Genomic DNA, 21,717 nt, shown 5'->3' on the forward strand with positions numbered 1-21,717 from the left:
CTTCCCCCGTCCGGATGCCGACATAGACCGGCATCACCCTACGGAACCGGTTCCGGGGCGCAAACCGATTTACCCGGACGGGGACCTGTGGACGGGCCGCGAAAAATGTCGTATCCCGGCCGTAGAGTCGGCCCACCCACAACGGGTGGGCCGATCTCGGCTCAGGGCTCGGGCGTCTCCACCGGGCGCAGCAGCGCCCACCCCTCGTCGCGGGCCCGGGCGGCGGCCAGCAACCCGCCGACCGCCGCGGCGTTGGTGATGTCGCCCCGGAAGACCATCGCGACCGCCTCGTCGAGGTCGAACCAGGCGATCTCGAGGTCCGCCTCCTCGTCGGTGCGGTGGTGCCGCTCGGCCTCGTCCACCGCGGTCAGGTCGCGGGCCAGGAAGATCCGGATCTTCTCGTCGGTGAAGCCGGGCGACGTGTGCAGGTCGATGAGCAGGTCGTAGCGGCCGGCGTGCAGGTCGGCCTCCTCGGCCAGCTCCCGGGCCGCGCCGGCGACCAGGTCCTCCCCCGCGACGTCGCGCAGGCCGGCCGGCAGCTCCCAGAGGCGGCCGCCGACCGCGTGCCGGTACTGCTTGATCAGCACGACCCGGCCGACGTCGTCGAGGGCCACCACGCCGACCGCGCTCTTGGCCGCCACCACGTCGCGGTGGGCGGTCCCGCCGTCGGACATGGTGACCTCGTCGGTGAAGACCGTGAAGATCGGGCCCTGGTACTTCGACTCGCGGGACTTCGTCTCGTGGGCGAACGCGGTCACGACGGGTCCACCGCCACCGGCAGCTCGTCCGCCTTGGCGTACTCGACCGCGGCCTGCACCAGGCCGTCGAACAGCGGGTGCGGCCGGGTCGGGCGGCTCTTCAGCTCGGGGTGGGCCTGGGTGGCCACGAAGTACGGGTGTGCCGACCGGTCCAGCTCGATGAACTCGACCAGCCGCCCGTCCGGCGACGTCCCGGAGAAGACCAGGCCGGCCTTGGCCAGCTTCTCCCGGTAGTCGTTGTTGACCTCGTACCGGTGCCGGTGCCGCTCGGAGATCTCGGTCGACCCGTACACCTCGGCCACGATCGACCCCTCGGTCAGCTGGGCCGGGTAGGCGCCGAGCCGCATCGTGCCGCCGAGGTCGCCCTTGCCGGCCACGATGTCCTGCTGGTCGGCCATCGTCGAGATCACCGGGTACGGCGCCCGCTCGTCGAACTCGAGCGAGTTCGCGCCGGCCAGGCCGGCCATGTTGCGGGCCGCGTCGATCGTCATGCACTGCAGGCCCAGGCACAGGCCGAGGATCGGGATCTGGTGCTCGCGCGCGTGCCGGGACGTGTTGACCTTGCCCTCGATGCCGCGGACGCCGAACCCGCCGGGGATGACGATGCCGTCGACACCCTTGAGCGCCACCGCCGCGCCCGCCGCGGTCTCGCAGTCGTCGCTGGGCACCCAGCGCAGCTGGATCTTGACGTTGTTGGCGAAGCCGGCCGCCCGGATCGCCTCGCTGACCGAGAGGTACGCGTCGGGCAGATCCACGTACTTGCCGACCAGCGCCACGGTGATCGTCCGCTTCGGGTGGTGCACCCGGTGCAGCAGATCGTCCCAGGTCGCCCAGTCGACGTCGCGGAACGACAGACCGAGCCGCCGGACGACGTACGCGTCGAGGCCCTCCCGGTGCAGCACCTTGGGGATGTCGTAGATGCTCGGCGCGTCCGGGCAGGCGATGACGGCCTCGCGGTCGACGTCGCAGTACAGCGCCAACTTGTGCTTGAGCTTCTCCGGGATCTCCCGGTCGCTGCGGCAGATCAGCGCGTCCGGCTGGATACCGATGTTGCGCAGCGCCGCCACCGAGTGCTGGGTCGGCTTGGTCTTCAGCTCGCCCGACGGCGCCAGGTACGGCACCAGCGAGACGTGCAGGTAGAAGACGTGGTCGCGGCCGACCTCGTGGCGCACCTGGCGGATCGCCTCGAGGAACGGCAGCGACTCCATGTCGCCGACCGTGCCGCCGACCTCGGTGATCACGACGTCCGGGACCCGGCCGGACTCGTCCGGGTCGGCCATCGCGAAGATCCGGCTCTTGATCTCGTTCGTGATGTGCGGGATGACCTGCACGGTGTCGCCCAGGTACTCGCCGCGCCGCTCGCGCGCGATGACCGTCGAGTAGACCTGCCCGGTCGTCACGTTCGCCTTGCCCGACAGCGCCCGGTCGAGGAACCGCTCGTAGTGACCCACGTCGAGGTCGGTCTCGGCGCCGTCCTCGGTGACGAACACCTCTCCGTGCTGGAAGGGGTTCATCGTGCCGGGATCGACGTTGAGATAGGGGTCGAGCTTCTGCATGACGACCCGCAGTCCGCGCGCGGTCAGAAGATTGCCGAGGCTCGAGGCGGTGAGGCCCTTGCCCAGCGAGGAGGCGACGCCCCCGGTGACGAAGATGTGCCGCGTGTCGCGCACTGATGAGGCCAACGCCCGCTCCCGTGGGTTGTCTGTAGTCGGTCTTGCAGACCGGGGCTCGAGGCCCCATCCACGGGAGTCCACCGTAACACCTGAGAACGCGGCCGCACGTTCGGGCTGGTCGCGACGCGTGTCAGGCCCTCCTTCCGGGACCGCTACGCGATCTTCGTCGGATTTGCGACGCCGGCGCCGCGCAGCAGCGGGCCGCCGGGGCCGTCCGTCTCCCCGTCCGGGCGGGTGCGGTCGGCGGCGTGCAGCAGCACGCGCAGGGCGCTGAGCACGGCGGTCGGCACGGCGGCGGCCGCGGCGGCGCCGGCCACGGTCAGGGCCGAGCCGCCGAGCACGCCCGCGATCAGCGTGGCGACCGTGGTGCCGGCGCCGGCCGCGCGCAGCGCCGGATGCAACCCGAACAGGCGAGTGAGACCACCCCATGGTGAGAACTGGCAGAAGGCGAGCATCAGCACGCCGATCACCGCCAGGATCGTCAGCGGGCTCTGCAGCAGCGTCTCGCCGCTGGCGGTGGCGGCCCGCTGCATGGCCGGCCCGGCGCTGCCGTTGCCCAGCTCGGTCAGGAACCGGCCGAGGCTGCCCTGCTCGACGGCGGGGCGGCGGAGGTCGACGACGGCGAAGCCGATGGTCACCGCGAGGCCGGCCACCGCCGCCCAGGCGAACCGCGAGAACGTCAGCCAGCCGCCGGTGCTGATCGCGGCGGCCACGCACACCCCGGCCGTGACCGCGATCGCGCCGACCGGGTCCGCGCCCAGGTAGGGACTGCCGACCATGACCACGCCGAGGCCGCCGAGCAGGACGAAGACCACCGGCCGGTACGGCTTGGTCACCGACTGCGCCAGGCAACCGGCCAGCACGAGCAGGCCCGTCACGAACACGCCGAGCCCGACGCCGCCGACTCCCGAGTACCGGGCGCCGTTGATCGCCGAGTAGCCGGCCACGCCGTTGAGCTGCAGCTGGGAGCCGGTCATCAGGTCGACGCCGATGACGGCCGCGCCGATCCCGGCGACCGCGGTCATCGGCCACAGCGTGCGTTTGTAGCGCGGGAACAGCCGCACGGCGGCCGTCCCGGCCACGATCAGCGCACCGGTGACCAGGGCGAAGACCCAGGCCGGATGCTCGCTGCGCCACCACGGCGAGGCGTCGGCCAGCAGCGCGGCGGGGATGGCCAGGGCGGCCGCGATCAGGGCGAGCTCGACCGCCTCGACCACGCGCGGGGACGGCAGGGCCGGGCCCTTGGGTCCGCTGTGCCGGCGGGCCCGCACCATCACCGGGACGATGAGCGCGAACAGCACGAACTGCAAGATGCCGAGCACGGTGAAGAAGATCGCGGCGACCCCGCGCTGGGCGCCGGCCCGCTGGTCGGCGTTGTGCGAGCCCTGCACCGCGTCGGCGACGTCGTCCGGCTTGCCGGTCACGACGGTCGCGGACCGGCCGGCGAACAGCTTCTCCGGCGACGCCTTGCCGAGCGCGGTGAGGATGGTCGGGGCGAGGTCGATGAGCTGGAGGTAGCCGTCGCGGCCGGTGCCGGCCGAGGTGAGCCAGCCGCCGTTCCAGCCCTCGCCCTCGGCGATCGCTACGTGCAGGCGGGAGCCCTGGTCGGTGTTCGAGACGCCGGCGACCAGCAGCAGCGACCGGTCGGGCCGCGCCGCGACGATCCGGGCCAGCACGGCGTCGGCCTGCTCGACCAGCGCCGCCCGGGAGCCGCCGGAGCCGGTGATGGTGCCGAGGTCGACGAAGCTGAGCACGCAGTCGGACAGCATCGACCTCGGGTCGGCGGGCAACGACGGCCGGTACTTGTCGACGCGGCCGAACGGGCGGGCGGCCGCGATCGCCGCGCCCGGGCCGACGGCCGTGGTGCAGCGCACCGACTCGGCCAGGGAACCGGGCACCGCACCGTACGGGAGCCGGTCCTGGTTGTCCTGCACGATGTTGCGCTGGTTGGTGATGTTCGCGCCGATCGCGTCCGGGCGGTCGAGCTCGGGCTTGGGCGCCGCGCACGCGTCGACGCCCGCCACCCGGGGGTACGCGGCGTAGTTGCCGGCGCCGAGCGTGAGCCAGCCGTCGGCGGGGCAGGTGACCCGGTGGGCCGTGCGCACCGACAACCACCCGATCGAGCCCGCGGACGCCTCCCGCCACAGCGCCGGCGTGCGTTGCGGGTCGAGATCGTCCCAGCGCAGTCCCGCCGCGCCGGCCACGATCACGTAGTCGACGGTGCTCTGCGGCGCGCCGGTGGCGGGACGGACGGCGAGGCCACCGAGGCTCGCCACGACGGCGAGCAGGACCAGGACGTACGGGATCCAGGCTCGTCTCATGGCTGAGCGGTCACCTCGGCGTAGGCCGCCCGCACGTCCGCGACCGTGGCGGTCTCGTCCGGCCAGGTGGCGGCCTGCTCGGGCCCGCGGGCGGCGTAGTCGGCGCGCAGCCCGTCGTCGGTCAGCATCTGCCGCACCGCGGTGTCGATCGCGTCGACGTCACCCGGCGGTATCAGCATCGCGGCGTCGTCGACCAGGCCCGGAATGCCGCCGACCGCGGTCGCCACCAGCGGCACGCCGGCGGTCAGGGCCTCCTGGGCGAACAGCTGCCGCGCCTCCCAGTCACTGGTGATCACCGCGAGGTCGGACCCGGCCAGCAGGTCGGGCACGTCGGAGCGGCGGCCGAGCAGGTAGAACGGGGCGTGCCGCTCGGAGGCGAGCTGGGCCAGGGCCATGTAGCTGGGCCCGGAGCCGGCCACCACGACGACCGGCGCCGGGTCGAGATCGCGCCACCGGGCCGAGGCCTCGATGAGCAGGTCGTAGCGCTTCTGCGGGTGCAGCCGGCCGACCGAGAGGACGAGCGGGGTGCCGGGCTTGAGCCGGAACTCGGCGCGGACCGCGGCCCGGCTGCGCTTGACCGGGGCGAGCGTGGGCGCCGCGACGGCGCCGAGCCGGGCGTTGCGGGAGCCCACCGTCCGGGCCCGGACGACCAGGTCGTCGGAGGCGCCGAGGGTGAGGGCGGCGCTGCGGGCGACGATCCGCTCGAGCAGCGCCGAGGCCTGGCCGCGCAGGCCCTTGGCGAGCACGGCGTTGTGCCAGGTGACGACCAGCGGGACGCCGGGACGGGCGAGGCCGGCCACGAAGCCGGCGCGCAGCCCGTGCGCGTGCACCACGTCGATCGGGCGGCTGGCCAGGGCCGAGCGCAGCTGCCGGATCGCGCCGGCGTCGGACGCGCCGGGGCTGACCGGGATCTCGACCGGGAGGAACGCGCTGCCCCCGGCCGTGAACCCGAACAACTCGTCGGTGGCGGCCGGCCCGCAGACCAGGACCTCGCACCCGGCGGCGCGCAGGCCGCGGGCGAGCGAGGCGACGTGCTGGCCGATGCCTCCGGTGCTCGAGGCCAGCACCAGCGCCACCGAGCCGCGCCATCCGTCGTCCACTTCTTCGGGTCCTCTTCCGCTCTAGTTCCGTTGCCGCCGTGCACGGGCCACCAGCGCGCCGATGTCGCGCCGGTCCAGTGCGAAGGCCACCGCGCCGAACACGGCCAGGACGGTGACGCCGCCCAGCATGCCCTGCGCCAGGCTGCCGCCGACGGTGGGGCCCGCGCCGTCCAGGTGTCCGATTCCGGTCACGACGCCGAAACCGGCGAGGGCGGCCGCCCCGGCGGCAACGATACCGACGGTGGTCGCGCGGGCCAGCCCCGCCAGCGCCGCCGGGCCCGCGTGCCGCCGGACGGCCAGCACCAGCAGCACCCCGATCACGGTCATCCCGGCCGCGTTGGCCAGGCCGAGGCCGAGCACGCGGCGGTCGTCGCCGAGGGCGATCGAGGCCAGCCCGGCGAGGGCGCCGACGACCCAGCCGGCCGCGGTGGAGCCGGCCGCGGCGACGGTGGCGCCCCGCGCGTACAGGGCCCGGGAGAGCAGGGCGAACAGCGCGTAACCGAACAGTCCGGGCGCGAAGCCGGCGATGCCGGGCGCCGCCGGTCCCGCATTGATCAGATAGGCGGCCGGCGCGGCGAGGGCGAGGAGGGCGGCGGCGCCGAGCCCGGCGGCGAGGATCACGGCGCGGGCGCTGCCGGAGAGTGATTTCCGGTACGCCTCCTCGTCGCCCCGCCCGGCCGCGGCGGCCAGGGTCGGATAGACCGCGGTGGCCAGCGGCACGGCGAGCACGGCCCACGGCAGCAGGAAGATCGTCTGCGCCGCCGTGTACTGCGTGAGGCCCCGGCTGGCGGTGAGCGCGATGGCCACGATCGTGATCAGCTGCTGCGAGCCGACCGTGACCGCGCCGGCCCAGCCCAGCCGCACGGCCTGCCGGCCCTCGTCGCCGGGGAATCGCAGGGCGGGCCGCAGCCGCAGCTTGAGCCGGCGCAGCGGGATCAGCAGGCACAGCGCCAGCACCACCACGCCGAGCGTCGTGCCCACCGACAGCGTCAGCTCGCCGGTGCGGCTCAGACCGGCGAAGTCGGACTCGGCGCCGTCGATCACCGCGTAGCTCAGGTACGCGCCCATCACCGCCACGCTGGACAGCAGCGGCGCGATCACCGGCCAGGCGAACCGGTGGTGGGCCTGGAGCACGCCGGTGAGCACGATTCCGATGCCGTAGAGCGGCAGTTGCGGCGCGAACACCCGCAGCATGCCGGCCGCGGTCGCCTGATGGTCGGGCGGCACGTCCGGCAGCAGCCCGGCGATCGGCCCCGCCAGCAGGCCGACGAGCAGCGCGAACGGCACCAGCAACACCAGCACCCAGGTCAGCAGCGCCGAGGCGACGGCGCCGACCCGCTCGCGGTCGCCGGCCGCCACGTGGGTGGCCAGCAGCGGCACCACGAGACTGGCCAGGGCGCCGCCGGCGACCAGCTCGAAGACGATGTTCGGGATCGTGTTGGCGGCGTTGTAGATGTTGGCGAGCCCGTCGTTGCCGACGGTGTGCAGGAAGACGAAGGTGCGGGCGAACCCGGCGAGCCGGGCGACCACGGTGAGAACGGTGATGAGCGCCGCGGCGCCCGCGATCCTCGTCGCGGACGGGGCCGTCACGCCGGCCGGCGGCCGAGCTCGTCGAGCCGGCGCAGCCACGGGGTGTCCTGGATGACCTTGGTGTAGCTGACCTTCTCGCTCGCCGCGGTCAGGGCGGCGAGTGCCGCCAGCGCCACGAGACGACCCCCGGTTCCGGTACGCGCGGTCAGCGCGACGCCGAGCAGGGCGCCCATGGCGTTCGCACCCGCGTCGCCGAGCATGATCTCCTCGCCCAGGTCTTCCGGCAGCAGCGCGGCGCCCGCGCCGACGACGCCGGCCGCGCCCAGGGGCGTCGCGATCGCCATGCCCACCTTGAGCGCCCGGCCCGGGCGCAGGTCGAGCAGGTTCACGAAGTTGGCCATGCCGGCGATCACCCCGGCGCCGAGCAGCACGTCGACCGCCCTTGATTTCTTGCTGCCGATCAGGGCCGACGCCACGAGACCGGCCGCGCCCACCCCGGCGATCTTCACGAGGCCGCTGGTGACCCGCCCCTCGCGCAGCGCGCCCAGGTGGCCGGCGAAGCCCTTGGCCGCCTTCTGCTCGGGCCGGTTGCCGGCCACGTCGTCGTAGAGGCCGACCGCGCCGGAGACCAGGCCCGCGGTGACCGCGGCGGCCGCCGTGCGCGCGTTCGGCGCGCCGAGCGCCGAGCCGACGCTGGCGCCGAGGGCGAGCGCGGGCCCGCCGGCCAGCGTGACCGTGCGCCCGTGGAAGTTGGTCCGCTCGAGCACGACCGACTTCGGGTCGCGGCGGATCCAGGCGAGGGCGCCGCGGGCGACGGACGCGCCGACGCCGAACGAGCGGAGGACTCCGGTGGCCATGGCAGGGAAGTCTAGAGACCGGCCGCTACGCCGCGGCCTTCGGCACCATCGAGGAGGCGCCGGCGGCCAGCCCGTACTGCCCGGTCTTGCCCTGCACGACCCGCTCGATCGTGGCCATCGCGGTCGCGACCTGGCCCTGCACGGTGCTCGCGTTGTCCACCGTGGAGATCGTCTTGACCAGCGTCGGGTCGCCGCGCACGGCCGAGACCAGGTTGCCGTCGCCGACCGCGGTGCCGCCGACCACCAGCGGCCGGTCCTTGCCGAACTGGTCCTTGCCGAACTGGTCGGCCATGGTCAGCGCGGCCTGGTTCTTCTTGGCGGCGTCCTTGTCGGTCGGCGGCTCGCCCGAGACGATCACCGCGGCCTCGGCGCCACCGGTCGCGTTGTCGTCGACCGCGAGATAACCACCCTTGGTGTACGCGGTGAGCAGCGCCGCCACGTCGTCGGCGCTCGCCTGGGTGCCGGTGCGCTGCATCAGCCCGAGCGCGAGCTGGGCGCTGGCCGTCTCGACCGCGTCGCTGTTGACCGGCAGCCCGTCCATCTGGATCGTCGGCTGCGAGGCGCGGCCGGCCAGGTCGAGCAGGTCGAGCGTGCCGTTCGGGTCGAAGAACTTGTCCTGCACCGTCACCTTCGCGGTGATCGTCGCCCCGGCGACCTTGAGCATCGCGATCACGCCGTTGGCGTAGTCGTTGGTGCCCGGCAGGGCGATCACCAGCAGCTTGCGGCCGGTCAGCTTGTTGTTGAGCAGCGCCGGCGCGGTCTCGGTGGCGAAGTCCTGGTTGCGGTCGATCTCCTCGCGGTACTGGTTGATCTGGTCCCGCTTGTTGCCCAGGTCCTTGTTCAGCGCGCCGATCTGATTCTTGAGGTTGTCGGCCACCGGCCCGTTGAGCGCGGCGGTGCCCACGACCAGGCCGATGGCCAGGGCGAGGAAGACCGCGGTGAGCGACACCACGTGGTACCGGAAATTGATCACGACAAACGCCTCGGAGCTTCTAGAAGAGGTGGCCCAGCTGGAAGACCAGATTGTCCCACCACTCGGAAACCACGGTGAGGTACGCCTTCCCGACGGTGGAGACCGCCACCGCCGAGGCCATCGCGGCCACCGCGGCCAGCACGAGCAGGAGCAGCGCCGAGCCGGAGATGCTCTGCCGGTAGAGCCGGCTGACGCCCTTGGCGTCGACGAGCTTGCCGCCGACCTTGAGCCGGGTGAGGAACGTCGAGGCCATGCCGCCGCGGCCCTTGTCGAGGAACTCGACCAGGTTGGCGTGCGTGCCCACGGCGACGATCAGGGTCGCGCCCTTCTCGTCGGCCAGCAGCATCGCCAGGTCTTCGCTGGTGGCCGCGGCCGGGAAGGTCAGCGCGTCGACGTCGAGCTTGTGCACCCGCTCGAGCCCCGGCGCGCGGCCGTCCGGGTACGCGTGGACGACCACCTCGGCCCCGCACCGCAGCACGTCATCGGTGACCGAGTCCATGTCCCCGATGATCATGTCAGGCGTGTAGCCCGACTCGACCAGCGCGTCGGCGCCGCCGTCCACGCCGATCAGGACGGGCTTGTACTCGTGGATGTACGGCCGCAGGACGTCCAGGTCGTCCTTGTAGTCGTAGCCGCGCACCACGATCAGCACGTGCCGCCCCGCGATCCGGGTCTGCACGTCCGGCACGCCGACGCCGTCGAGCAGCAGGTCGCGCTCCTGCTTGAGATAGTCCATGGTGTTCGCCGCGAACGCCTCGAGCTGCACGGAGAGCCCTTCCCGGGCGTCGGCCATCGAGGCGGCCACGGTGTCCGTGTCCTGCCGGACGCCGCTCGCGACGGGCTCGCCCCCGAGCAGGACGGTGTCGCCGTCGATGGTGACCAGGTCGCCCTCGTGCAGCCCCTCGAACACTTCCTCGCCGAGGTCGTCGACGAGCAGCACGCCGTTCTTGATGAGCACCTCGGGCCCGAGATTCGGGTAGCGCCCCGAGATCGACGGCTTGGCGTTCAGCACGGCGGCCACCCCCGCCGCGACCAGCGCGTCGGCCGCCACCCGATCGATGTCGACGTGATCGATCACGGCGATGTCGCCCGGGCGCAGCCGACCGGTGAGCCGCTTGGTGCGGCGGTCGAGGCGGGCGGTGCCGACAACGGCCTCAGGGTCGAGACTGCGGGCACGGCGCAGAGTGGGAAGTCGCATCCCGGCCATCCTGACATGCCGGATCACACGCCTGGCACGCGACATGCGCGATCTCACCCACAAAAAGGGCATAACGCCCCACTAGTCCCGTGCCACCATCATGCCACGCGCGCGCCCTTTGATCAGCCCCATATGCCGCCGCCGGCCGCCCTCAGCCCCTCTTCTCGCGCCCCGCGACCGCCAGCAACTCCTCGGCGTGCGCGATCCCCAGATCGGAATCCGGCAGACCGGCCAGCATGCGCGACAGCTCCCGCGCCCGCTCGGTCTCCTCGACGATCCGCACCCCGCTCGTCGTGATCGCCCCGCCGGTGTCCTTGGCGACCACCAGATGCCGGTCGGCGAACGCGGCCACCTGCGGCAGGTGAGTCACCACCAGCACCTGGTGGGTGCGGGCCAGCCGGGCCAGCCGGCGGCCGATCTCGACCGCGGCCTGGCCGCCCACGCCGGCGTCGACCTCGTCGAAGACCAGGGTCGGTGGGCCGCCCGCGCCGGCGAAGACGACCTCGATGGCCAGCATCACGCGGGAGAGCTCGCCGCCGGAGGCGCCCTTCTGCAGGGGCAGGGACGGGGCGCCGGGGTGGGCCAGCAGGCGCAGCTCGACCTCGTCGGCGCCGTCCGGGCCCACCGCGAGGTCGTTGACGGTCGGCTCGTCCCGGCCCGGCGACCGCGGGACCACGGCGACCTCGACCCGGGCGTGCGGCATGGCCAGGCCGGCCAGCTCGACGCTGACCGCCGACGAGAAGCGGCTCGCCGCCTCGACCCGGGCCTCGGTGAGCCGCGCGGCCAGCTCGCCCACCTGCGCCGCCAGCCGCTGGCGCTCCTTGTCCAGCTCGTCGAGCAGCTCGTCGGACGTGTCGAGGGCGGCGAGCCGCGACCGGGCGTTCTCGGCCCAAGCGATCACGCCGTCGATGTCGTCCGCGTACTTGCGGGTCAGCCCGCGCAGCTCGGCCCGCCGCTCGTAGATCTGCTCGAGCCGGGCCGGGTCGGCGTCCAGCGAGCTCAGGTAGGCCGACAGCTCCGACGCCACGTCGCCGACCAGGGTGGCCGCTTCCTCGAGGCGGGCGGCCAGGTCGGACAGCGACTGGTCGACCGACGACTGCGCCTCGAGCGTGCGGCGGGCCAGGCCGAGCAGCTGGGCCGCGTCGGGGGCGTCGTCGGTGGCCTCGACGCCGGAGGCGAGCGCCTGCGCCGCCGTGGCCGCGGCCACCCGCAGGCCCTCGGCGTGCTCGAGGCGCTGCACCTCGGCGCGCAGATCGTCTTCCTCGCCGGGCTGCGGGTCGACCCGGCTGATCTCGTCGAGGCCGAGCTTGAGCAGGTCGGCCTCCTGCGAGCGGGCGCGGGCGTTGCGCCGCCGGTCGGCCAGGTCGTCGACCACGGCCCGCCAGCGCGCGAACGCCTCGCGATAGGTCTCCAGCAGCTTCTCGTGCTCGGGGCCGGCGAACCGGTCGAGCGCGCCCCGCTGCTCGGCCGGGCGCAGCAGGCGCAGCTGGTCGGACTGCCCGTGCACGGCCAGCACCTGCTCGCCCACCTCGGCCAGCATCGCCACCGGCATGCTGCGGCCGCCCACGTGCGCGCGGGACCGGCCCTCGATCGTCACCGTGCGGCTGAGCAGCACCGAGCCGTCGTCGTCGACCTCGGCGCCGGCCTCGGTGATGCGGGTCTGCACCGAGTCGGCCAGCGCGCCGGAGAGCCGCAACCGGCCCTCGACGACCGCGCGACCGGGGTCGGCACGCACCCGCCCGGCGTCGGCCCGGCCGCCGAACAGCAGGCCGAGGCCGGTCACGACCATGGTCTTGCCCGCACCGGTCTCACCGGTGATGACGTTCATGCCCGACGTCAGCTTCAGCGTCGTGTCGTCGATGACGCCGAGACCGGTGATCCGCAACTCCTCCAGCACAGGGCAGACAGTAGTGGTGCCCACCGACAATTGCCCACCGCGGACCCCACGAGCTCTGTTTACCCGCGGCGGAAAACCCCAGAAATAAAACCGTTGATCAACGTCGATTACCCCGCCAGCCCTCCACCGGCAGCGCGAACTTCGCCACGAGGACATCGGTGAACGGCCGGGGAGCAAGACGCACCAGCCGTACGGGCAGCTGCCCGCGCTCGACCGTGACCTGCGCGCCGGGCGGCAGGTCCCAGGTGCGACGGCCGTCGCAGCAGAGGACGGCGAACGACGTGTACGGGTCGACGGTCACCACGAACGACGACGTCGGCGCGGTGACCAGCGGCTTGGAGAACAGGGCATGGGCACTGATCGGCACCAGCAGCAACGCCTCGACCTCGGGCCAGACCACCGGGCCGCCGGCCGAGAACGCGTACGCCGTCGAGCCGGTCGGGGTCGCGCACACCACACCGTCGCAGCCGTACCGGGCCAGCGGCCGCCCGTCCACGTCGACGAGCAGCTCGAGCATCTGCGCCCGCTGCCCCTTCTCGACGCTGACCTCGTTGAGCGCCCACGACTCGGCGATCACCCGGCCGCCGTACTCGGCGCGGACGTCCAGCGTGAGCCGCTCGTCCACCTTGTACGTGCCGGCGACGACCTCGGCGACGGCCTGGTCGATGTCGTCGATCTCGGCCTCGGCCAGGAAGCCGACCTTGCCCAGGTTGATGCCGAGCAGCGGCGCCTTGGCCGGCCGGGCCAGCTCGGCCGCCCGCAGGAACGTGCCGTCGCCGCCGAGCGCCAGCACGATCTCGGCGCCCTCGGCCGCCTCCGGCCCGCTGACCGGGGTGACCTCCTCGGGCAGGTCGAGGTCGGCCACCTCCTCGGCGACGACCCGCACCTCGAAACCGGCCTGCAGCAGGTCACGAGCCACCGCCCGGGCGTGCTGGGCACTCTGCCGGCGCCCGGTGTGCGTCACCAGCAGGGCAGACCGCATCATTGGTCCTCCAAAAAGGTCTCCGGCGCGCCAGAAGCTACCTCTCCGGCGGGCCCCGCGGCGACCACTCGCTCGATCTCCACACGATCGGCCGGCGGGGCGTCCCGGCGGAACCAGACGAAGAACTCGACGTTCCCGCTCGGCCCCGGCAGCGGACTCGCGGCCACCCCGGCCACGCCCAGGCCCAGCGCCTGCCCGGCGGCGGCCACGTCGAGCACCGCCTCGGCCCGCAGCCGCCAGTCGCGCACCACACCGCCGGTGCCGACCCGCTCCTTGCCCACCTCGAACTGCGGCTTGACCATCAGCGCGAGGTCACCGTCGGTCACCGTGCAGGCGGCGAGCGCGGGCAGCACGAGACGCAACGAGATGAAGGAGAGATCGGCCACGGTGAGATCCACCGGGCCTTCGATCAAATCCGGGGTGAGCGTACGTACGTTGGTCCGCTCCATGACGACGACCCGTTCATCGTTGCGGATCGGCCAGGCCAGCTGCCCGTAGCCGACGTCGACCGCGACCACCTGGCGGGCGCCGGCGCGCAGCAGCACGTCGGTGAAGCCGCCGGTGGAGGCGCCCGCGTCCAGGCAGCGCCGCCCCTCGACGGCCAGGCCGGCGAAGGCGGCCAGCGCGCCCGCGAGCTTGTGACCGCCCCGCGAGACGTACTCGGTGACCGGGTCCTCCCCGGTCACCAGCACCGGGTCAGCCGGGTCGACCATCGCCGCGACCTTGCGGGCGACGGTGCCGCGCACCTGCACCCGGCCGGCCTCGACGAGGGCCGCCGCCTGCTCGCGGGAACGGGCCAGCTTGCGGCGCACCAACTCGGCGTCGAGCCGGGCACGACGTGCCATCCGCTCAGCCCTCGATGCTCGAGAGCGTCTCCTGCAGCACCTGGTGCGCGGCCTCGTAGGCGGCGATCTGCTCGCCGGGCGCCAGCTGAGCGGCGTTGGCGAGCGACCGCAGCACGGCGTCGACGGCCGGGTGCCCGGTCTCCTCGACGATCCGGCGCTCGGCCGGCTCCGAGTACGGCTGCGGAGGCGCGGGCGGCGGCCGGAACCCACCGCCGGGCGGCGGACCGGGCCGGAACCCGCCGGGCGACGGCGGACCGGGACGCGGACCCGGCTGCGGGTTGTGCGGATACGTCATGAACCTAGGCCTCCGGCTCGCTGCTCGGCGCGGCCTTCTTGGCCGCCTTCTTGGCCGGTGCGCTCTTCTTGGCCGGCGCCTTCTTGGCCGCGGCGGCCTTCTTCCCCGGAGCCGGCGCGGGTTTCCCCGGAGCCGGCGCGGGTTTCTCCGGAGCCGGCGCGGGCGACGCGCCGCCCTCGGACGCCAGCGCGGACAGCGCCGCCGCCTCGGCCGGCGGAAGCGCGTCGCCGATCGCCTCGGTGAGCGGGGCCGGCTCGGCCGCGGCCACCGGAGACGGCGGCAGCACCACCTCGGCCGCGGCCTCCCGCACGCCGGCGGTGGGCGCCTTCGCGGTGCCCGGCGGCGTCGCCTTCTTCACGGCCTTCTTCGCGACCGCCTTCTTGACCGGCGTGGGAGCCGCGGCGGAAGGGGGAGCCGGGGTGGGCGCGGGAGCCGGTGTGGGTGCGGAAGCTCGCGTGGGCGCGGAAGCCGGAGCGGGCGCCGCAGCCGGAGCGGGCGCGTTCCCCGCCGGCGTGGCCGGAGTGGTCCCCGCGGCCGGCATCGCATTCGGCGTCGCCTTCTTCACGGCCTTCTTGGCCAGGGCCTTCTTGGCCACCTTGCGCGGCGCCGGCGCCGGCTTGTCCAGCCGCGTCCCGCCGATCGCGGCCTCGGCGGGCCTATCGGCCTTGGCGACCCGCTCGCGCGCGTCACGGAGCTGCTTCTCCAGATCGCGTACGCGTGTGGTCAGCTCGGTGACCTCCTCGGCGGTGGCCAGCCCGACCACGCCCAGCGCCTTGTCCACCTCGTAGCGGACGATGTTGGTCAGCGCCTCCCGGTTGGCCATGCCGGCCGACAGCAGGTCCTCGACCAGTCCCTGCACCTGCGTAGCGGTGGCGCCGCCCCGGTTGACCAGGTCGCCCACCGCCTTCTGGGCGCGCTTGCGGGGCGTCTCGGTCAAACCGAGCGCCATCTCCAGATACGCCCGCCATGCGTCCGGCATGATTCGCTCCTCTCGGGGCTCGCGTCGGGTGTCACGCTACCGGGCGGTTCGCGTGCGATCGTGAGGTACCGTGCGCATCGGCGAGGTGTCGCGAGGAAAGGTGTCGAATGGCCACCGTGGAGGAATGCCGGGCTGCCCTCGGGAGCCTGGCCGCCCAGCTCGAGCGCAACGCCGACGCCCAGGGAAAACTCGACTTCGAGCGTACGCTCGCGTGCCGTGTCCCCGACCTCGGGACCGCGTTTCACGCCCGGCTGAGCGGCGGCCGCCTGCTCGACATCGCCGACGGTGACGACCCCAAGGCCAAGATCGCCCTGACCGCCGACAGCGACCACCTGATCGCGCTGCTGACCGGCAAGCTCGACGTCACCCGGGCCATCGCCTCGCGCCAGATCTCGGTCAAGGCCAACCCGTTCGACCTGCTCAAACTGCGGAAGCTGCTGTAGGCATCCGCCACCCCTCGGCCAGCCGGGACGGGTGAATGTTCTCGCCGCCGCCGAAGAAGTCGCAGAACTTCATGATCAACGGATCCCACTTGAGCGGATCCACGTACGCCGTACCGGGAATGATCAGATCTTCCTCGACGTGCGTGCGCAGCACCTTCACCTCGTAGCCGTGCGCGTTCAGGTCGGGCGCCCCGAACGGTCTCGCCGACGTCACCCGGCACTCCAGCTGGATCGGGCACTCCACCACGCGGGGCGGCGCCACCAGGTCGGACTCCTGCCGGGTCAGCCCGCCGAGCGCGAACTTGTCGGCGACGTGCCGGTATCCCTGCGCCACCTTGTAGCCGCTGACCTCGCGCCTGCCGGTGGTCAGCGCGATGCGGTCGACGGCCGTCACGAGGGCGGACGACGGCAGGTTGAGGACGCACTCGCCGTGCCGGCGCAGGTTGGCCGCCGTCTGGCTGGCGTCGCCCATGCCGAGCATCGCGGACTGGCCGAGCCACCACGCCGACGACATCGGGGCGAGGTTCGCGGTGCCGTCCGGGTTGAGCGTCGAGACGAGCACAACCGGCGTGCCGAAGTACAGAACCTTGAGTCCGGGTACCAGATGCATGCTTCGATCCTGGCCCGCGGGCACCCCTCGACGCTGGCGGAAAACGGACTTGGCGTCAGCCGCCGGCGAGCCGGTCGAGCCCGGCCAGCACCTGGTCGGCGGCGGCCGTGGCCTGGGACAGCTGCCCGGTCACGTCGGTCAGGACGGCGACCTGCTCCTCCACCGCGGCGGCGATCGTCATCTGCAGCTCGTGGATGTCGCCGACGGCCTGGGTCGTGGTGCCGAACGTCTGTGCCACGTCGCCGGTCTCGGCCACGATCGCGGCGATCACCTCGTTGACCTTGCCGACCGACGTCGCGGTCTCCCGGGCCAGGTCCTTCACCTCGCCGGCCACGACCGCGAAGCCCTTGCCGACCTCGCCGGCGCGGGCGGCCTCGATGGTGGCGTTGAGCGCGAGCAGGTTCGTCTGATCGGCGAGGGACGCGATGAACGCGTTGACGTCCGCGATCTCCCCGACCGAGCGCTCCAGCCGGCGTACCTTGTCGCCCGCCGACACCGCCGCCTCCTTGCCGCTCGCCGCCGTCTCCGCCGCCCGCTCCGAGCGTTCCGCGATGCCCCGCACCGACGCGGTGAGCTCGTTGAGCTTGTGGTCGACCTCGCCCACCGCGGTGATCGCCGCATGCGCTTCGGCGCTGATCGTCGCCACCGCCTCGGTGATCTGCCGGGCCTGTTCGGCCGCGTCGTCGGAGCGCCGCCGCAGGTCGGCCGCCGCCTGCTCGCGGGCCACCAGCTCGGCCGCCTCGGTCTCCCGCCGCGCCTGCTCGGCCTGCTCGGCGAGCACCTCGTTCTCCCGCTCGGCGACCTCGGCGAAGTGCCAGAACACCACGATCCCGGCGACCTCGAGCGCGGCCAGCCCGGCGTGCAGCGCGACCTGCCCGATCGCCCCGGTGGTGGTCAGATGCATGCCGAACACCCGGTGCGGCGCGATCAGGCCGAACACGCCGTGGTGCACGACGACGACCAGCACCGAGCAGATCAGCGGCGACCACTGCTGGTAGAGCGCCACGAAGATGAGGATCGCGTAGAGGTGGATGTGCGCCGACATGGCGCCGCCGGAGAGCTCGATCGCCACGAACGTGCAGGCGATCAGCCCCACCGCGGTCAGCGTCGACTGCGCGGGCGGGCTCGGCAGCATCCGGGTGCCGGCGGCGACCGCGGCGATGCCGAGCGGCAGCAGGACGCCCTCGGCGATCGGCCGCGGCCCGAGGATGCCGAGCAGGAGAAACGCCGGTACGTGCAGCCAGAGCAGCCCCAGGACGATCCGGTGCCGAGCGCGCCAAGACGCGTCGGACAGCCGCGCGCCCCGGGGCAGCTGGGCAATTGGGGACGGCATACCCCGATGATCGGGGTTGACCCCCGTCCGCCGGGTGCGGTCCGGAAAAGTCGCCGGTTACAGACCCCAGGCGTCGAGCAGCGTGGCGGCGTCGGGCGAGACCGGTTCGATGCCGGTCACCGGCACGCCGTTCCAGGTCGCCGCGCAGAGCAGCCGCAGCGCCGTGATCGGGTCGCCGGAGCCGTCCAGCCGGGCGCGGTCGCCCTCGACCGTCACCCGCCAGCCCCCGGCCGCCTCGAGCCGCAGCGGGAGCCGGGCGTCCTCGGCCGCGCGGAACAGCGCGCCCAGGTTGTCGGCCACGAAGGTCGGGCGGCGTTCCGGCGGCGCCGCCAGCAGGTCGGCCGGGCCGCTCACGCCGGTGAGCACCAGCACGCAGTCCATGCCGGCGCCGACCGCGCCCTGGATGTCGGTGTCCAGCCGGTCGCCGACGACCAGCGGCCGCTCGGCTCCGGACAGCGAGGCCGCGGTCGTGAACAGCCCCGGCTGCGGCTTGCCGACGACCACGTCGGGCTCGCGGTCGAGCGCCGTGCGCAGCACCGCGACCAGCGAGCCGTTGCCGGGCAGCGGGCCGCGCGGGCTGGGCAGCGTGCGGTCGGTGTTGGTGGCGACCCAGGTGGCGCCCGCCCGCACCGCCAGCACGGCCTCGGCGAGCACCTTCCAGCCGACCTCGGGGCCGAAGCCCTGCACGACCGCCTCCGGCTTCTCCTCGGCGGTGGAGACCGGGGTGAGCCCGGCGTCGGTCACCTCGGCGCGCAGCGCGTCGGCGCCGACCACCAGCACCGGGGCGCCGGCCGGGAGCCGCTGGGCGAGCACGGCGGCGGCCGCGCCGGCCGAGGTGAGAACCTCGTCCGGCTCGGCCGGAACACCCATGCCGGTGAGCAGCGAGGCGACGTCGGCCGCGCGGCGGGAGGCGTTATTGGTCGCGTACGCCACCGAGGTCCCCGACGCGCGCAGCCGGCCGACGGCCTCGGCGGCGCCCGGGATCGGCTTGTCGATCAGGTAGACGACCCCGTCCAGATCGAAGATGACCAGGTCATAGCCGCCCGCCAGCCCGTCGCCCACGGTCACTCCTCGGACTTTTTGGCGATCGCCGCGTCCTCGTCCACGATCTCGTCGTCGTCCTCGTCGTCGTCGCTGTCCGCGGGCAGCCCGGTGGCCGACGACTCGATCTCGTCTTCCTCGTCCGCGTCCTCGTCGTCCTCGAACTCGTCGAAGTCGTCGTCGTCCTCGTCGCGGGCATCGTCGTCGTCAGCATCGTCGTCGTCAGCATCGTCGTCGTCAGCATCGTCGTCGTCAGCATCGTCGTCGTCAGCATCGTCGTCGTCAGCATCGTCATCGTCATCGGACGCGTGCCCGTCGTCGCCGGCCGAGTCCTCGTCGTCCTCGTCGCCGGGTGCGCCGGCCTCGTCGGCGAGGGCGTCGGCCTCGTCCTCGTCCTCGCCCTCGATCGTGATGCCGTCGAGCTCGAGCAGGCGCTCGGTGGCGTCGGTCAGCTGGTCGTCGTCGACCGCGGCGGCACGCGAGAACCACTCGCGGGCCTCCTCGCGCCGGCCGGCGGCGAGCAGGGCATCGGCGTACGCGTACCGCAGCCGTGCCGCCCACTCGGCGTCGTCGTCCGTGGTCAGCTCCCGCACCTGCAGCATCGCCACCGCGGCGTCGTGCTGACCGAGGTCGCCACGGGCGCCGGCGGCCACGATCAGCAGCTCGATCGCGCCCGACTTGTCGAGGGTCTCCATGTCGGCGCCCCGGAAGAGATCGATCGCCCGCTCCGGGCGGCCAAGTGCCCGCTCGCTGTCGGCGATCTCGGCCAGGTGCGTCTGGCGTCCGGTCATCCGGTGGTACGTGCGAAGCTCGGCGATGGCGGTGGTCCAGTCCCCCGCCGCGTACGCCGCCAGCCCGACCGCCTCGCGCACCACGGCGATCCGCGACGCGAGCCGCCGGGCCGCGATCGCGTGCTGAAGCGCGAGCTCGGAGTCCTCGTCGATGATCTGCCCGGCCGCTACGAGGTGCCGCGCGACCTTGTCCGAGACGTCCCGCGCGAGCGAGACCAGCTCGGCGCGCACCTCCTGGTCGAGGTCGGTGGCCACGACCTCGTCCGGGATGTCCGGCGCCTGGAACGCGGCCGGCTGCTCGCCGCCCTGCGCCTCGTCGCCCCGGTTGTCCCGGTCGCGGTCCTGGTCGCCACGGAATCCACCACGCTCGCGGTCCTGGTCACTGCGGAACCCGCCGCGCTCGCGGTCCTGGTCGCCACGGAACCCACCGCGCTCCCGGTCCCCGCGGAACCCACCGCGGTCGTCCCGGTCGCGGTCCCCGCCACGGAAGCCGCCGCGGTCGTCCCGGTCGCGATAGCCGCCACCCTGCGGCCGGTCGCCCTGCGGCCGGTATCCACCCCGGTCGCCGCCACTCTGCGGACGGTCCGAGCGGAAGCCACCCCGGTCGCCGCCACCTTGCGGACGGTCCGAGCGGAAGCCACCCCGGTCGCCGCCACCTTGCGGACGGTCCGAGCGGAAGCCACCCCGGTCGCCGCCACCCTGGTATCCACCACGGTCCCGGTCGCCACCACGGAACCCGCCGCGGTCGTCCCGGTCACGGTAGCCGCCACCCTGAGGCCGGTCGCGGTAGCCGCCACCCTGCGGCCGGTCGCCCTGCGGGCGGTATCCGCCGCGGTCGCCGCCACCCTGGTAACCGCCACGGTCCCGGTCGCCGCCACCCCGGTAGCCGCCACCCTGGGGCCGATCGCCACCGCGATATCCACCCCGGTCGCCGCCACCCTGATAGCCGCCGCGGTCCCGGTCGCCGCCGCCCCGGTAGCCGCCACCCTGCGGACGGTCGCCCTGGGGCCGATCGCCCTGCGGACGGTATCCACCCCGGTCCCGGTCGCCGCCACCTCGATAGCCGCCACCCTGGGGCCGGTCGCCACCGCGATATCCACCCCGGTCGCCACCACCCTGATAGCCGCCACGGTCCCGGTCGCCGCCGCCCCGGTGGCCGCCACCCTGAGGCCGGTCACCCTGGGGCCGATCGCCCTGCGGACGGTAGCCACCCCGGTCGCCGCCACCCTGATAGCCGCCGCGGTCACGGTCGCCGCCACCCCGGTAGCCGCCACCCTGAGGCCGGTCGCCCTGGGGCCGATCGCCCTGCGGACGGTAGCCACCCCGGTCGCCGCCACCCTGATAGCCGCCGCGGTCACGGTCGCCACCACCCCGGTAGCCGCCACCCTGCGGACGGTCGCCACCGCGATATCCACCGCGATCGCCGCCACCCTGGTAACCGCCACGGTCCCGATCGCCGCCACCTCGATAGCCGCCACCCTGCGGACGGTCGCCACCGCGATATCCACCCCGGTCGCCGCCACCCTGATAGCCGCCACCCTGCGGACGGTCGCCACCGCGATATCCACCCCGGTCGCCGCCACCCTGGTAACCACCACGGTCGCCGCCACGGTCACGGTCGCCACCGCGGTCGCCGCCACCCTGGTAACCACCACGGTCGCCGCCGCGGTCACGGTCGCCGCCACGGAAGCCGCCGCGATCGCCGCCACGGTCCCGGTCGCCGCCGCGGTAGCCACCGCGGTCGTCCCGGTTGCCGCCCCGATCGCCGGATGACCGCGCGCCACGGTGGGACGAGTCTCCGTCCCGACCGCGGCCGGCCCGGCGCTCGTCGTCGCGGTTGCTGGAGCCGCCGTCGTGCGGTCCTGTAGTCACGGTCATTCCTTCCGACACGGCGGCCCAACCTCACGTGGGCGTGCCTCAACACTCAAAGTTACCGGGGCGCAAACGCGCAAACGCAGACGAGGGCCGACCCCAACCGGGGTGGCCCTCGTCTGTCACGTTGAGTCCGGCGGCGTCCTACTCTCCCACACCCTCCCGAGTGCAGTACCATCGGCGCTGGAGGGCTTAGCTTCCGGGTTCGGAATGAGACCG

Annotated in this window: 19 protein-coding genes and 1 rRNA gene; 2 read left to right on the forward strand and 18 right to left on the reverse strand. The window is 73.6% G+C overall.

The annotated features are described in order from the left end of the window. Positions 1–161: 161 nt before the first annotated feature. The 13 genes from ACZ6TB_RS46335 to ACZ6TB_RS46395 all read right to left on the reverse strand — a co-directional run bounded on the left by ACZ6TB_RS46335 (position 162) and on the right by ACZ6TB_RS46395 (position 15,408). Entirely contained in the window at positions 162–758 is a 597-nt protein-coding gene (locus ACZ6TB_RS46335) for an NUDIX domain-containing protein (protein WP_465567451.1), read from the reverse strand. Further along, the gene (locus ACZ6TB_RS46340; protein WP_465567454.1) at positions 755–2,440 is read right to left on the reverse strand and encodes a CTP synthase; all 1,686 of its coding nucleotides are present in this window, start codon (positions 2,438–2,440) and stop codon (positions 755–757) included. Before ACZ6TB_RS46340 ends, ACZ6TB_RS46335 begins: the two co-directional genes overlap by 4 nt. A 143-nt stretch (positions 2,441–2,583) precedes the next feature. Beyond that, a complete protein-coding gene (locus tag ACZ6TB_RS46345) occupies positions 2,584–4,752 on the reverse strand; it encodes a hypothetical protein (RefSeq protein ID WP_465567457.1) in 2,169 nt (722 codons plus the stop codon). Then, on the reverse strand, positions 4,749–5,852 hold the full coding sequence (locus ACZ6TB_RS46350; RefSeq protein WP_465567460.1) for a glycosyltransferase family 4 protein: 1,104 nt from the start codon (positions 5,850–5,852) through the stop codon (positions 4,749–4,751). Before ACZ6TB_RS46350 ends, ACZ6TB_RS46345 begins: the two co-directional genes overlap by 4 nt. 21 nt (positions 5,853–5,873) lie before the next feature. Continuing rightward, positions 5,874–7,442 (reverse strand): murein biosynthesis integral membrane protein MurJ, encoded by a 1,569-nt coding sequence (gene murJ, locus ACZ6TB_RS46355; protein WP_465567463.1) that lies wholly within the window; start codon positions 7,440–7,442, stop codon positions 5,874–5,876. After that, entirely contained in the window at positions 7,439–8,239 is an 801-nt protein-coding gene (locus ACZ6TB_RS46360; RefSeq protein ID WP_465567466.1) for a hypothetical protein, read from the reverse strand. Before ACZ6TB_RS46360 ends, murJ begins: the two co-directional genes overlap by 4 nt. Positions 8,240–8,264: 25 nt before the next feature. Beyond that, positions 8,265–9,212 (reverse strand): copper transporter, encoded by a 948-nt coding sequence (locus ACZ6TB_RS46365; protein ID WP_465567468.1) that lies wholly within the window; start codon positions 9,210–9,212, stop codon positions 8,265–8,267. Between the two features lie 19 nt (positions 9,213–9,231). After that, positions 9,232–10,410, reverse strand: coding sequence for a putative cytokinetic ring protein SteA (gene steA / locus ACZ6TB_RS46370; RefSeq protein ID WP_465567471.1), 1,179 nt, complete (start codon positions 10,408–10,410; stop codon positions 9,232–9,234). Between the two features lie 151 nt (positions 10,411–10,561). Next, positions 10,562–12,307 (reverse strand): DNA repair protein RecN, encoded by a 1,746-nt coding sequence (recN, locus tag ACZ6TB_RS46375; RefSeq protein WP_465567474.1) that lies wholly within the window; start codon positions 12,305–12,307, stop codon positions 10,562–10,564. Between the two features lie 97 nt (positions 12,308–12,404). Then, positions 12,405–13,292, reverse strand: a complete 888-nt coding sequence (locus tag ACZ6TB_RS46380; RefSeq protein ID WP_465567477.1) for an NAD kinase — start codon at positions 13,290–13,292, stop codon at positions 12,405–12,407. After that, the gene (locus ACZ6TB_RS46385) at positions 13,289–14,134 is read right to left on the reverse strand and encodes a TlyA family RNA methyltransferase (RefSeq protein WP_465567480.1); all 846 of its coding nucleotides are present in this window, start codon (positions 14,132–14,134) and stop codon (positions 13,289–13,291) included. The genes ACZ6TB_RS46380 and ACZ6TB_RS46385 overlap by 4 nt, the downstream gene beginning before the upstream one ends. Before the next feature lie 4 nt (positions 14,135–14,138). Further along, entirely contained in the window at positions 14,139–14,429 is a 291-nt protein-coding gene (locus tag ACZ6TB_RS46390; protein WP_465567483.1) for a hypothetical protein, read from the reverse strand. 4 nt (positions 14,430–14,433) lie between these two features. Next, entirely contained in the window at positions 14,434–15,408 is a 975-nt protein-coding gene (locus ACZ6TB_RS46395) for a phasin family protein (protein ID WP_465567486.1), read from the reverse strand. A 107-nt stretch (positions 15,409–15,515) separates the two neighbouring features. Here ACZ6TB_RS46395 and ACZ6TB_RS46400 point away from each other — a divergent pair, with 107 nt between their 5' ends. Next, the gene (locus ACZ6TB_RS46400) at positions 15,516–15,851 is read left to right on the forward strand and encodes an SCP2 sterol-binding domain-containing protein (RefSeq protein ID WP_465567489.1); all 336 of its coding nucleotides are present in this window, start codon (positions 15,516–15,518) and stop codon (positions 15,849–15,851) included. Here ACZ6TB_RS46400 and ACZ6TB_RS46405 read toward each other — a convergent pair. The 4 genes from ACZ6TB_RS46405 to ACZ6TB_RS46420 are packed head-to-tail and all read right to left on the reverse strand — an operon-like array spanning position 15,829 to position 19,845. Beyond that, positions 15,829–16,461 (reverse strand): flavin reductase family protein, encoded by a 633-nt coding sequence (locus ACZ6TB_RS46405; RefSeq protein ID WP_465567491.1) that lies wholly within the window; start codon positions 16,459–16,461, stop codon positions 15,829–15,831. The two genes, ACZ6TB_RS46400 and ACZ6TB_RS46405, sit on opposite strands and share 23 nt — an antisense overlap. A gap of 55 nt (positions 16,462–16,516) precedes the next feature. Continuing rightward, positions 16,517–17,794, reverse strand: coding sequence for a methyl-accepting chemotaxis protein (locus tag ACZ6TB_RS46410; RefSeq protein WP_465567494.1), 1,278 nt, complete (start codon positions 17,792–17,794; stop codon positions 16,517–16,519). Positions 17,795–17,851: 57 nt separating this feature from the next. Beyond that, entirely contained in the window at positions 17,852–18,856 is a 1,005-nt protein-coding gene (locus tag ACZ6TB_RS46415; protein ID WP_465567497.1) for an HAD-IIA family hydrolase, read from the reverse strand. Positions 18,857–18,858: 2 nt separating this feature from the next. After that, positions 18,859–19,845, reverse strand: coding sequence for a hypothetical protein (locus ACZ6TB_RS46420; RefSeq protein ID WP_465567506.1), 987 nt, complete (start codon positions 19,843–19,845; stop codon positions 18,859–18,861). Between ACZ6TB_RS46420 and ACZ6TB_RS46425 the strand changes: the two genes are divergently transcribed. Continuing rightward, entirely contained in the window at positions 19,801–21,399 is a 1,599-nt protein-coding gene (locus ACZ6TB_RS46425; protein ID WP_465567500.1) for a hypothetical protein, read from the forward strand. The genes ACZ6TB_RS46420 and ACZ6TB_RS46425 overlap by 45 nt on opposite strands. Before the next feature lie 230 nt (positions 21,400–21,629). Here ACZ6TB_RS46425 and rrf read toward each other — a convergent pair. Then, positions 21,630–21,717 (reverse strand): 5S ribosomal RNA (rrf, locus tag ACZ6TB_RS46430); the annotation flags it as partial.

Source organism: Actinoplanes sp. NPDC051537 (assembly GCF_055586105.1).